The following is a 13,693-nucleotide window of genomic DNA, read 5'->3' as shown; positions in this document are numbered from 1 at the left end:
ATCCCCTCACTACTCTTGATTATCCCCTGACCACCATTATTCCCGGTCCACCATGTTGTACAGTACGTCGCGCCGATCCAGCATCTGGCCGCCGTCGCGGGTCAGCGGTACCCAGCCGATGGAGCCGTGACGGGTGGTCGGTGAACTGAAGAGCAAATCGAACGGGATGGTGAAGTAGATCCCTTTGGTGAAACTGCCTTCGCCATATTCGCTGGCGCTGACATTGGTGACGGTGGCAAACGCGCCGGCCACGATCCCGCTGTCGAAACGGCGCGACAGATCCAGCGTGACGCCTTTATCGCCGGCCAGATAACGCCCGACGCTGATTTTCGCCAGCCCGCCTTTGACGAACGGCAGCGACCAATACGTGGTCAGGTGACCGGTGGTCACGCTGTAATCCCTCAGCCGCTGCGGATCGTCCCAGTCCCGCTGCTTGACGTAGTTGACGTCCATCCCCACCGCCCAGCTGCTGCCAAACGGCCGATACAGCACTTCGCCCCCGACCCCGGCGTACATCATTTCCAGATAACCGCCGTAGACCTGGGTATACCAGTCGCGCGACAGATGATCGTAACGCGACAGCTGCAGGTTGGTCAGTTGTACGTCCGAAGCGGTCACATATTCGCGAATGTGGGTACGGACCCGCGGCAGCGCCGCGCCGTCCTGCGGGGGCGATCTGAAGTTGAACTGGTTATAGTTATTGAGCAGGTTGATGCTCAGCATGCCGCCCAGCCGCCAGTTATTGGTAATACGGTAATCGGCGCTGGCGTTGGCCGACAGCTGATACATGTAGAACGATTCCGGACCGCCAAACGACTGCTGCAGCGAGGGGTCGATGCCGTAGGTGAAACGCGGCGGCTCGGTATGCAGCACCTGACGGCCACTCGGCTCCGGCAGCGGCTCGACATGATAGGGATCCGGCTCGTCCAGCCCCAGCGGCGTGCTGCCGGACTCCAGTTGGCGGAACGCCGACGCATCCACACGGGTACTGGTGGCGGTCAGCGGACCGCTACGGGTGACGATGTGATACTGCCCGACGTCGTCCGGCAGATTGTTCGCCAGCACCGTCGCCGCCCGCCGGCTGGCCTCGGCATCGCTGTTATATTTATACTGCTCCGCCACCACCGTCACCTGCTGGCCGTCGCTATAAATATCCGGTTGAGTAAAGCCGGCCTTTTCGTCCAGCTCCTGCGAAACACGTTGCCAGTCGGTGCCGCCCTGTGCATTTTTCGCCGTTGCGTTTTTTCCCGGTAACGTTGCGTTTTTTCCCGGTAAGTAAACCGGCGGCTCGTCGTCCGGGTGCTGCGGCCGCAGCCGGTTGAAGTTGGTGCGCAGCGTGAAGCCCCACATCAGGGTGTTGCCGCGCTCCCACGACAGCGACGTATCCAGCCAGTCGGTGGCGCGGTACACCAGGCCGACGTTAATCGGCGAGTCCTGCTTGATATGCTGCGACGCAGGGCGAGTCTGGTCCGCCGCCTCCACGCTGTAGTCGTTGCTGTCGTACTCCAGCTTGATACGCAACGGATCCCACGGCGTCTGGTATTCCAACCCAGCAAACAGCGCCGCCGGTCCGTGGAAAAAGTTCTTCGCCGCGAACTGCCCGGTCTGCGTTGAGGCGGAACGGGTACAGAATCCCGACATTAACCGGCAGGCCGGGTTGGTAATGTTGCCGCTCTGCGCCATGTTGCCCCAGCCCATACCCAGCGTGAAATCAAACGGCCCCCAGCGCTTGCTGGCTACCAGATACTCGCTGTCGAACAAACCGGTGCCGGCGATATCGCGCAACCCCAGCGATACCTGCGGCAGCCAGCGGCTTTCCTGCCAGAGCCGCGCCTTGACGTCGAAGCTCTTGTCTTTGTAGGTTTGGCTGCCACTGAAGCTGGGGGTGGTGCTGTAAGGCCGGGTACGAATATCGGTATACCGCAGCGTCGCCTCCAGCCAGTCGAGTGGCTGCAGTGAAATGGCATAGCGGCGATATTCCTGGTTGTCGCGGTAGCTGGCGCTAAACTCGCCGGTATCCGCCATGCGCGCCGTCGGCATCTGCCATAGCCCTACGCCGCCAAAATCCATCTGCGATACGCCGGCGGGCTGGTAATAACCGCTGCGGTTCGCCGCATCCTGGTTATCCGCTTCAGCCGCCCAGACCGACGTCCCTAATGTGCTGCCAATCGCCAGCGACAGGCAGCTCAGTTTAAAAGTTCGGTTGTTAGCCATTAGTGTGGAATCCGGTTGGCAAGATAGTCGGCGATCTGCTCATTCAGAGACGTGAAGCCCTCGGGCAGAATGGAAGGGTCAAAACCGATGAACAGCGTTTCTCCCGCCGCCGGTTCATTGTGCTGGCGGTTCCAGATGGCCAGCGGAACTTTGCGCCAGCGGCCGTCGCTCGAAATCAGATAACCGTCGCGGTTATCGCCGCCAGGCAGAAAACGCCGTCTGCCGATGTACTGTTCGACAGACCAGCCTGACTGGAGGTCGATGTCCTTGAACACGTTCGGAGTGCCGATATCAATGCCGGTGCTGATCAGCCCAAACAAAAAGAACTGATCCCGATAGGGTGACAGGTAGAGGGTATAGTTGCCCACCAGCGGGCGATTATCCCGCTGAGAAAGACGCACGATATCCGGGTCGATGCTGGCGCGGATCCGGCCGACGGTATTCACCTGTTTCAGCGCCTGCGCCATATACCAGGCGGCGATCGCCCAGTCGCCATCGCCCTCGACCTGCCAGACCAGCTGCAACTGATAGAGCCGGGCCTGCAGCCTTTCTCCCTTCTCTTTGACCTTTTCCGTCACAAGTTCGTTGGTGAGTAACGCAGTCTGCCAGTTGACCTTGTCCGGGAAAGTCATCTGGCCGTAGAACTGATCCAGACGGGTGCCGTCTTTCAGCACCACGGCGGGCAACGTTTCGCCCGCATACTTTACCGTTAACTGCGCCGCCCCTGATGTTCCGGCCACCAGCAATAACAAGGCAGCCAATCGATTGAATGACAACATAAAATTACCTTATTGATTGTATGGCTTAAGAACAGTGAACTGCACCAGAGCCATGTTTGGCCCCATATACTGATAGCTTTGGATGACCTGACCGGAAGTCGGGTCCAGCCAGTATTGGTTGGTATAGTGTTTGCCCAGCGCCGGTACGGTTACCTGCTCGTCGAAACGCACCGTCTGCCGTGGGATGTTCAGTATCGTCAGGGTCTCCGGGCCTTTGTTCTCGAATACCGATTGCTGGTCGTAACCGCCGCGCAGCACCTGCGACCAGCTGACGATGGTGTGCCACTGTTTTGGGGTGCCGGGTTTCAGCAAGCCAAGGCTGAGCGGGTCGGTGTCCAACTGGGTGACTTGCCGGATGTCTTCACCCAGCCCCTGCGTTTTCACCAGCCGGCCAAAGCGGGTTACCACCACGTTTTTATCCTCCGTCACCCACTTCAGTTGCTGGTTATCGACAAACGCCAGCACCACAAAGACGCGCGGCGCCTTACCCACTTTCAGATACGCTGAGGCATAGGGAAGCTGCTCCACCTGTTGCGGCGTCATGCTGACACCTTCCCTTCCCCACAACGCCAGCCGCAAGTCCCGGCCCAGTTGACTGATTTGCTGAGAACACCCTGTGAGTCCTAGCATGAAGAAAACGACCACCAACATCCGGAACAAGGCTAAATCAAGGATTTTTTTCATTGTTCGGGTTCTCGCCTGAACATCCTGAAGCAGAAAAAAGGCCACCGGAGTGGCCTTGGTTATTAGCCCATCATTAACCGCGAGTTGACGTCACGGTTGAGGTGCCGGTCGCAGTGGTGCTGGTTGTGCTGCTGGCGGCAGAAACGATGCCCCCCATGACGCCACGACCAACCCCGTGGCCATAGCCATAGCCATAACCCGACCCGCGGCCACTCGCTGCGCTAAACGCGTGTGAACCAGCTGCGGCCCCCCCCTGGAAAGCGGGTTGACCGTTACCTGCTGACGGCCCAGCCGCCAGTGCGCCCACAGGTACGGCCAGAGCCAGTACCAGGATCGCTAGCGTTTTCTTCATCATTACCATTTCCTTTTATTTCCTGTTTAAGGACATCAGGCAGGGGACACCCCGGAAGCTCTCCCCTGACCCACGACTGGCTGAATTAATCAGCCAGGTTGGATCTTCCCCACGGCCTGTGAAGCAATTATTTCAATTCATCCTTCATGAAATAATCACCAGCGCGTGGGAAGGATCCGAACCAATACTCAGATAAAGAATAAGAAAAGCAAAATTGAACGATTAAGGAAATAAGACAAGTCGCAAGAGTGTTATATTTTTCCCATTAATTACAATGAGATGAAATATTATCGGAAAAGTCTCATACCCGTCATACTTCAAGCTGCAGGTGTGTTGGCTGCCTCGCTCACCCCAGTCACTTACTTATGTAAGCTCCTGGGGATTCGCTCAGCTGCCGCCTTCCTGCAGCTCGAATTATTTGGGGTATAGTTATTAGAGGGGAGATATTGAGAAAGAAAAACCGGATATTTCTACCCGGTTTCAGAATATGAAAAATATTTCAGAATATTATTCCAACCATTCGGTGTGGAATACGCCTTCTTTATCAATACGCTTATAGGTATGCGCGCCGAAATAATCGCGCTGAGCCTGAATCAGATTGGCCGGTAATACCGCGGAACGGTAACTGTCATAATAGGCAATCGCCGCCGAGAAGGTCGGAGTCGGAATCCCCTGCTGTACCGCATAGGACACCACGTCACGCAGCGCCTGCTGGTATTCGTCGGCGATTTGGCGGAAATACGGCGCCAGCAGCAGGTTGGCGATATCGGCGTTCTCGGCGTAGGCGTCGGTGATCTTCTGCAGGAACTGGGCGCGGATGATGCAACCGGCACGGAAAATTTTGGCGATTTCGCCGTAGTTCAGGCTCCAGTTGTTTTCGTCAGACGCCGCTTTCAGCTGAGAGAAACCCTGCGCGTAGGAGACGATTTTGCCCAGATACAGCGCGCGACGCACTTTTTCGACGAACCCGGCTTTGTCGCCGCTGAACGCCTGGGCAGCCGGGCCGCTCAGCACTTTAGAGGCCGCCACACGCTGGTTCTTCAGCGAGGACAGGTAACGGGCAAACACCGACTCGGTAATCAGCGACAGCGGTTCACCCAGATCCAGCGAGCTCTGACTGGTCCACTTGCCGGTGCCTTTGTTGGCGGCTTCATCCAGAATCACGTCGACCAGGTATTTACCCTCTTCGTCTTTCTTGGTGAAGATATCGGCCGTGATTTCGATCAGGTAGCTGCTCAGCTCGCCCTTGTTCCATTCGGAGAAGGTGCTCGCCAGTTCTTCGTTGGAAAGCCCGAGCGCCTGCTTCAGCAGCGCGTAGGCTTCGGCGATCAGCTGCATGTCGCCGTACTCGATGCCGTTGTGCACCATTTTCACGTAGTGACCGGCGCCGTCAGCGCCAATATAGGTTACGCAAGGCTCGCCTTCAGCACGGGCTGCGATCTGCTCCAGAATCGGCGCGACCAGCTCATAGGCCTCTTTCTGACCGCCCGGCATAATGGACGGACCTTTCAGCGCGCCTTCTTCACCGCCGGACACGCCGGTACCGATGAAGTTGAACCCTTCGGCAGACAATTCACGGTTACGGCGAATGGTGTCTTTATAGAACGTGTTGCCGCCGTCGATCAGGATGTCGCCTTTTTCCAGATACGGTTTCAGGGACTCGATAGTTTTATCCGTCGCTTCGCCCGCTTTAACCATCAACAGGATACGGCGCGGTTTTTCCAGAGATTCAACAAACTCTTCAACGGTGTAGCACGGCACCAGTTTTTTCCCCGGATTCTCTGCAATCACCTCATCCGTTTTGTCTGCGGAACGGTTAAAGACGGAAACGGTATAGCCACGGCTTTCAATGTTCAGCGCCAGATTGCGCCCCATTACCGCCATACCGACAACGCCAATTTGCTGTTTGGACATTAAAGCAACTCCTGTCTGAAGGTAACCTGCCTGCGGCTGACTGCGCCCCAGGCAACAAAAAGCTGGCTGACATGGTAACCCAGCTAACGCCGGGTGGGTAGTTATTGGTGCAACAGGCGGGGAGTCTGCGCCCACGGCGTATTGCATGGGCGTAACTCGTCTCACTGTTATACGTCAGACAGGCTTCAGCAGGCGATATCGGCCAGAATCTGTTGGCAACGTTGCCGGTAGAGATGATTTTTCAGCACGTGCTCGCGCGACGACGCGGTGATCTTTTCCCGAATGGTCGGCTTCTGCTGATAAAAGCGGATTTTGTCATTCAGTTCATCGATACTGCGCCAGGTTTCGATATTAACGCCGGGGGTGAAGTACTCTCCGATTTCATCCACCCAGTCAGTCAACAGAAAACCGCCCGCCGCCGGTACCTCAAACAACCGCAGATTCATGGCGGTGCCAACCCCGTTCCAGGTGTGCACATTGAGATTAATGTGGCTCTGGTTGAATACCTGATTGGTTTTTTTACCGAACACTTCCGGCATCGGAATGACCCGGTCATTCGATCGGGTATGTTTTTTCCAGCCCGGACCGAAAGCATGAACCGGCACGGCAACCTGGTTAAGCACATTGCGTCGATACTCGGCAAAGGTACCGACAAAGCTCAGCGCATAACGCGACGCCGCCTTCTTCAGTGGATAAAACAGCGTCGGGTTGACGGCCGAAGGCAAGTGCCGGGCCTTGATGCCGTGGCGCGCATAATTGGCCACCGACCCGCGATCGTTGGTAAAGAAAATATCAAACGGCGCCGACGCAATCACCGAACGATCAAAATCCAGCGGATCGTCAATCCAGTAACTACAGGTCAGTATCCCCATATTGGAAATAGCTTTTACCGTCTCGGCGAACATATTGACCGGCTTTATTGCGAAAACCATATCCGGACGCAGCTCGGCGCATTGCTTTAACAAGCGCTCATTAAAATAGAGCCGACACTGTTCGGAAAACTGTTTGCTGCGCATGAATTTAGGCGTCAACGCCTGCATTAGCGGCCGGCAGTCGCTGTTTGCCAAATGAACTTCATGCCCTAGAGAAATGAACGCTTCGGCCAAATCGCGTCCATTTTTGGTCGTCCCATAACCTGTCGGGCAGACCATAAGAATCTTATTTATATTCTTCATCGAAATGCTATGTGTGTAAGAAAATCAGCAATATTGACAAAAAAAACAGCTTTTGTCGGATAAACCGAATAAAAAACAATATAATAAATCGAAATATAATTAATGATTAAGCTAATGATATGGAATTTAGCTAGAAAAAACCCGATAACACCAGGGTGTTATCGGGTATGGCGCGTTGATTAATATTTTTCCAGCAGCGCTTTGATTTTGGTTTTGAAAGCACCACCCAGTTCCGGATTGCGCAGACCGTAGGACACGAATGCCTGCACATACCCCATCTTACGACCGCAGTTGAAGCTACGCCCCGCCATCTGAACGGCATCAACCTGCTGGGTTTTGATAAGCTCGGCGATGGCGTCGGTCAACTGGATACGGCCCCACGCGCCTGCCAGGGTGTTTTCCAGAATCGGCCAGGCTTCGGCAGTCAGAACATAACGGCCGACCGCGGACAGGTCCGACCCTTCCACCGGCGCCAGCTCCGGCTTCTCGATCATGGAGGTGATCGCCGAAGCGTCGCCCGCCTGATTCAGCGCGTTCTCACATTCCACGATGGAATATTCCGGCAGCACCTCGTACGGACGGTGTTTTACCAGCACCTGGCTGTGACCGGTCTGCTCAAAACGGGAAATCAGCAGCGCCAGATTGTCTTTCGACTGATCGGCGGAAGCGTCGTCCATCACCACATCCGGCAGTACCACCACAAACGGCGAGTTGCCGACAATCGGATGAGCGCAGGACACCGCGTGCCCCAGACCCAGCGTCTGCCCCTGACGCACATTCATGATGGTCACGCCCGGCGGGCAAATGGACTGTACTTCCGCCAGCAACTGACGTTTGGCGCGCTCTTCCAGCATCGACTCCAGCTCGAAAGAGGTATCAAAATGGTTTTCAATGGCGTTTTTAGAGGCGTGCGTCACCAGCACGATCTCTTTAATTCCCGCATTGACGCACTCGTTGACAATCTTTTCGATTACCGGCCGGTCAACCAACGGAAGCATCTCTTTTGGAATCGCTTTGGTAACCGGTAACAAGTTCATCCCTAAACCGGCAACGGGGATAATCGCTTTTAATGCTGTCATTTCGTGTTCTCTCAAAAACATGCTGCTGTTTGCCGCGACGACAAAGACCGCGCCACATTAATTTTTCTGGCGCCAGAATACACCTAATCGGCGCCGAAGAGATCGCGGGTATACACTTTTTCCATTACATCAGACAATTCCGGCGCCATTCGGTTCGACAGAATCACGTCGGATATCTGTTTGAACTCATCCAGACTGTGAATCACGCGGGAACGGAAGAACTCCGACTCTTTCAACGCCGGCTCATACACCACCACGTCGATCCCTTTGGCCTTGATGCGCTTCATTACCCCCTGAATCGCGGAAGCACGGAAGTTATCAGAGCCGGTTTTCATCACCAGCCGGTAGATACCGACCACTTTCGGACTCCGTCTGATCACGGAATCGGCGATGAAATCCTTGCGGGTAGTGTTGGCGTCGACAATCGCCCGAATCAGGTTGTTCGGCACCGATTCGTAGTTAGCCAGCAGTTGCTTGGTATCCTTCGGCAGGCAGTAGCCGCCATAGCCGAACGACGGGTTGTTGTAGTGCTGGCCGATACGCGGGTCCAGCCCGACGCCTTCGATGATCTGTTTACTGTCCAGCCCCAGAGTCTGGGCGTAGGTATCCAGCTCGTTAAAGTAGGCCACGCGCATCGCCAGATAGGTATTGGCGAACAGTTTGATCGCTTCGGCTTCGGTTAAACCGGTAAACAGCACCGGAATATTGGTTTTGATGGCCCCTTCCACCAGCAGGCGGGCAAAACGCTCGGCGCGTTCAGAACGCTCGCCCACCACGATACGGGACGGATACAAGTTGTCGTACAGCGCGCGGCCTTCACGCAGGAACTCCGGCGAGAAGATGATATTTTCAGTGCCGAACTGCTCGCGAACCTGCGCGGTATATCCCACCGGAATGGTGGATTTGATGATCATCACCGCGTGCGGATTCACTTCCAGCACCTTGCTGATCACCGCTTCCACCGAGCGAGTGTTGAAGTAATTGGTTTTCGGATCGTAATCCGTCGGCGTGGCGATAATGACGAATTCCGCATCCTGATAGGCGGATACGGCATCCAGCGTGGCGCGGAAATTCAGCGCCGGGTTACGCAGATAGGCTTCGATTTCCTTATCCACGATGGGGGAGATGCCTTTGTTGAGCATATCCACTTTTTCGGCGACGATATCCACCGCGACCACTTCATTATGCTGCGCCAGCAGCATGGCGTTGGACAAGCCAACATAACCGGTACCCGCAATTGCAATTTTCATCATCTGTCCACATTCATCCTACGGGGTAACACACTGTACCCGCCACAGAACAATAGCAAAGCCGCAGAGACGTCCGCTGCGTAATGCCGTCTATACCCGCCATACTTCAAGTCGCAGGTGCGTTGGCTTTCCTCGCTCACCCCAGTCACTTACTTATGTAAGCTCCTGGGGATTCGCTGCGTCGCCGCCTTCCTGCAACTCGAATTATTTGGGGTATATATTTCTCTTTATTTCGCTCAGGCCTGATAGAAATCCCGGTACCAGTCCACGAAGGCCTGTACCCCTTTTTCTACCCCTACCTGCGGTCGATAGCCTGTCACAGCGAACAGGTCGCTGGTATCGGCATAGGTCTGATAAACGTCGCCAGCCTGCATCGGCATGAAGTTTTTTACTGCCTCACGCCCCAGCGCCGACTCCAGCGCGGTTACGAAATCCATCAGCCGCACCGGGCTGCCGTGACCGATATTGTAGAGCTGGTACGGCGCGGAACTGGTGGCCGGCGAACCGCCTTCCACCGTCCAGTCGGCATCGCGTCCCGGAATCTGATCCACCATGCGCAGCATGCCTTCCACAATGTCGGTGACATAGGTGAAATCACGCCACATATCACCCTGATTGTAGATATCGATCGGTTCGCCAGCCAGAATCCGGCGGGTGAACTTGAACAGCGCCATGTCCGGACGCCCCCACGGTCCATACACCGTGAAAAAGCGCAGCCCGGTGGTCGGCAGGTCATACAGGTGCGAATAGGAGTGCGCCATCAGTTCATTGGATTTCTTGGTCGCGGCATACAGCGAGATCGGGTGGTCGGTCGAGTCGGCGGTGGCGAACGGCGTTTTGCTGTTCAACCCGTACACCGAGCTGGAAGAGGCGTAAATCAGGTGACCGACGCCGTTATGACGGCACCCTTCCAGCACATTCAGATGCCCGATCAGGTTGCTTTCCGCATACACCATCGGGTTTTCCAGCGAATAACGCACCCCAGCCTGCGCGGCGAGGTGGATAACGCGCTCGAATTTTTCCGCCGCGAACAACGCCGCCATCGCCTGGCTATCCGCAATATCTATCCGCTCAAAATGAAAACCGGGCAGCGCGCGCAGTTTCGCCAGCCGCGCTTCCTTGAGCGATACCTCGTAATAGCTGTTGAGGTTGTCGATCCCCACCACCGTATGGCCGGCGGCGCAGAGTGACTGACAGGCATAGAAGCCGATAAAGCCGGCCGCGCCGGTAACAAGAAATTTCATTCAGGAACTCTTAACGTGACTTGAATGGCGGAGATAATACCATCCACCGCCCTGATTCAGCACCCGCTAACCACTGAAAACATGCAGAGGGTGCCAGAGATCGCCTCAACACTGACGCAACAGCGCCAGAATCGTACGGGTTTTTTCCTCCATCAGTCGGGGATTCTGCCGCGACTCCACATTGAGCCGAACCACCGGTTCGGTGTTGGAACGGCGCAGATTAAAACGCCAGTCGGTAAACGTCAGGCTGATGCCGTCGGTTTCATCCACCGCCAGCGCCTGCGGTTCCCAGGCGGCGCGCACGCGGGCAATCGCCGCGGCCGGGTCGGTCAGCAAGGAGTTGATCTCGCCGGAAGCGGGATACGCCAGCATCCGCTCGCTGACCAGCTGCGACAGTGAGCGCCCACGCACCCCGATCAATTCCGCCACCAGCAGCCACGGGATCATGCCGGAATCGCAGTAGGCGAACGACCGGAAGTAGTGATGCGCGCTCATTTCACCGCCGTAAATGGCGTCCTCCTTGCGCATCCGTTCTTTGATAAACGCATGACCGGTTTTCGACATCACCGGATTACCGCCTTTGCCGGTAACGATATCCACCGTGTTCCAGGTCAGACGCGGGTCATGAATGATGGTGGAGCCCGGCGCCTTGTTCAGGAAAGACTCCGCCAGCAGCCCGACGATGTAGTAACCCTCGATAAAACGCCCCTGATGATCAAACAGGAAGCAGCGGTCAAAATCGCCGTCGAACGCCACGCCGAAATCCGCCTGATGTTCAACCACCGCGCGGGCGGTATCCGCCCGGCATTCCGGCAACAGCGGATTGGGAATGCCGTTAGGGAACGTGCCGTCCGGCTGATGGTGGACCTTGATAAAGGACACCGACGCGCCATGACGGCACAGCTCCGCTTCCAGCGCATCCACGACGTGACCGGCGGCGCCGTTGCCGCTGTTGATGACGATTTTTATCGGCGTCAGATTGCGCGGGTTGATATACGACATCAGGTGCTCGATGTACGGTTTCAACGCCGCCAGAGGCTCATAGCGCCCGCGGCGCTGCGGGTCGGCGGGCGCAAAGCGGTTTTCCTCCGCCAGACGCTGGATATCCTTCAGTCCGCTATCACCGCTGATGGGTTGAGAACCGGCGCGCACCAGCTTCATCCCATTGTAATTGATGGGGTTGTGGCTGGCGGTGACCTCTATCCCGCCGTCCATCCCGAAATGGAAGGTGGCGAAGTAGACTTCCTCTGTGCCGGACAGGCCGATGTCATACACATCCACCCCGGCGTCGCGCAGGCCATCGGCCAGCGCTCGCTTCAATGATTCGCTGGTCAGCCGAACATCGCCGCCCACCACCACGCGCGTGGGTTGAATCACCTCGGCGTAGGCGCGTCCGATCCGGTAGGCGATGTCTTCATCCAGTTCGGTTCCCAGTTCACCGCGAATATCATAGGCTTTAAAACAGGTTAATGCGGGCATTGTCCTTCTCCCTTCATACCCGACCATAGCGGTCATGCAAACGGACGATATCGTCCTCTTCCAGGTAATGACCTGAGCGGACCTCAATCACCACGAGGTCGATCAGGCCCGGATTTTCCAGCGTGTGCACCGCGCCGGGTGGAATAAAGGTGGACTGGTTTTCCGCCAGAAAATAGGTCTTGTCATCCACCTGAACCCTGGCGGTCCCCGCCAGCACCACCCAATGTTCAGCGCGGTGAAAATGCTGTTGCAACGACAGCCCCTGACCGGGGTGCACGACCAGTTTTTTCACCCGATAGTGTTCGCCGGCATCGATATTGCTGCTCTTGCCCCAGGGGCGGAACGACTCGGTATGATCGCGGAACTGGTGCCGGTTTTGCGCTTTCAGGCGTTCCACTACTTTCTTGACGTCCTGCGCCCGTTCTTTGGCGGCCACCAGCAATGCATCCCCGGTGTTGACGATGATGACGTCGTCGATGCCGATGGTCGCCACCAGCGACGAGGACGAAGAAACGTAGTTGTTGCGGCTATCCAGCGCAATCACATCCCCCACCGTCACGTTGCCCTGCTCGTCTTTTTCCGACACCTCCCACAGCGACGACCAGGAGCCGACATCGCTCCAGCCGGCGTCAAAAGCGATCACCACCGCATCGCGGGTTTTCTCCATCACCGCGTAGTCGATAGAATCGCCGGGGCAGTCGGTAAACGCGCGCGACTCCACGCGAATAAAGTCCATATCGCGCTGGCTGCGCGCCATCGCCACACGGGTCAGCTCGTAGATATCCGGCTGGTTCTGTTGCAGTTCATCCAGATATTTCGCCGCGCGGAACAGGAACATGCCGCTGTTCCAGCAATACGCGCCGGATTTCAGGTAACGCTCGGCCGTCGCCAAATCCGGTTTTTCCACGAATTCGTCTACCGCGAAGCCGCCGCCGGACAACGCGCCGCCCGTCTTGATATAGCCATAACCGGTTTCGGGGCACTCCGGCACGATGCCGAAGGTCACCAGCTTATCGTCGTGGGCATAGGGCAACGCCTGGCGGATCGCCTGATGGAAGTTATCGGTTTTCCTGATCAGATGATCGGCAGCCAGCACCAGCAGCAGGCTGTCCGGATCGGTCTTGACGCTCAGATGGGCCGCCAGCGCAATCGCCGGCGCGGTATTACGCCCAACCGGCTCCAGAATGATGTTGCCCCCCAGTTGCTGTTGCTCGCGCAACTGTTCCGCGACCAGAAAACGGTGCTCCTCATTGCAGATCACCAGCGGTCGTTGCTGCGCCAGAAACGACAATCCCTGCAACCGCGCCAGGGTATTCTGCAACAGGCTGCGGTTGCTCTCGTCGCCTAATGGCAGAAACTGCTTGGGAAACAGCTCACGCGACAACGGCCATAGTCGGCTGCCGCTACCGCCAGCCATAATGACAGGAATAACGTTAGACATATCGCACCTTGATAAACTTGATAAATATGTGGCGGCTATTGACGCGATCAACGTAATTGACGTGAATTACGTTATTAACGTG

10 protein-coding genes are annotated in these 13,693 nt (G+C 56.5%); all 10 read right to left on the bottom strand.

The features are described from left to right. Positions 1–36: 36 nt before the first annotated feature. Entirely contained in the window at positions 37–2,214 is a 2,178-nt protein-coding gene (locus tag CVE23_RS07255) for a YjbH domain-containing protein (protein ID WP_038918375.1), read from the bottom strand. Further along, the gene (locus tag CVE23_RS07250; RefSeq protein ID WP_038918374.1) at positions 2,214–2,993 is read right to left on the bottom strand and encodes a capsule biosynthesis GfcC D2 domain-containing protein; all 780 of its coding nucleotides are present in this window, start codon (positions 2,991–2,993) and stop codon (positions 2,214–2,216) included. The genes CVE23_RS07255 and CVE23_RS07250 overlap by 1 nt, the downstream gene beginning before the upstream one ends. 9 nt (positions 2,994–3,002) lie before the next feature. Further along, positions 3,003–3,623 carry a YjbF family lipoprotein gene (locus tag CVE23_RS07245; RefSeq protein WP_308420906.1) on the bottom strand — a complete coding sequence of 207 codons (621 nt, stop codon included), beginning with the start codon at positions 3,621–3,623 and terminating at the stop codon, positions 3,003–3,005. Positions 3,624–4,536: 913 nt separating this feature from the next. Next, complete coding sequence (gene gndA / locus CVE23_RS07235) at positions 4,537–5,943, bottom strand: NADP-dependent phosphogluconate dehydrogenase (RefSeq protein ID WP_038918370.1); 1,407 nt, start codon at positions 5,941–5,943, stop codon at positions 4,537–4,539. Positions 5,944–6,128: 185 nt separating this feature from the next. Beyond that, complete coding sequence (locus CVE23_RS07230) at positions 6,129–7,010, bottom strand: CgeB family protein (protein WP_167389542.1); 882 nt, start codon at positions 7,008–7,010, stop codon at positions 6,129–6,131. A gap of 287 nt (positions 7,011–7,297) precedes the next feature. Then, entirely contained in the window at positions 7,298–8,197 is a 900-nt protein-coding gene (locus CVE23_RS07225; protein WP_100850422.1) for a sugar phosphate nucleotidyltransferase, read from the bottom strand. Positions 8,198–8,280: 83 nt separating this feature from the next. Next, the gene (locus tag CVE23_RS07220) at positions 8,281–9,447 is read right to left on the bottom strand and encodes a nucleotide sugar dehydrogenase (RefSeq protein ID WP_038920852.1); all 1,167 of its coding nucleotides are present in this window, start codon (positions 9,445–9,447) and stop codon (positions 8,281–8,283) included. Between the two features lie 236 nt (positions 9,448–9,683). Further along, a complete protein-coding gene (locus CVE23_RS07215; protein ID WP_038918369.1) occupies positions 9,684–10,691 on the bottom strand; it encodes an NAD-dependent epimerase in 1,008 nt (335 codons plus the stop codon). Positions 10,692–10,796: 105 nt separating this feature from the next. After that, positions 10,797–12,170, bottom strand: coding sequence for a phosphomannomutase CpsG (gene cpsG / locus CVE23_RS07210; protein WP_038660632.1), 1,374 nt, complete (start codon positions 12,168–12,170; stop codon positions 10,797–10,799). Between the two features lie 13 nt (positions 12,171–12,183). Next, entirely contained in the window at positions 12,184–13,611 is a 1,428-nt protein-coding gene (locus CVE23_RS07205; RefSeq protein ID WP_038918367.1) for a mannose-1-phosphate guanylyltransferase/mannose-6-phosphate isomerase, read from the bottom strand. Positions 13,612–13,693 lie beyond the last annotated feature (82 nt).

Source organism: Dickeya fangzhongdai, from assembly GCF_002812485.1.
GTDB classification, from domain to species: Bacteria; Pseudomonadota; Gammaproteobacteria; order Enterobacterales; family Enterobacteriaceae; genus Dickeya; species Dickeya fangzhongdai.
This window is presented reverse-complemented; position numbering and strand designations above follow the sequence as displayed.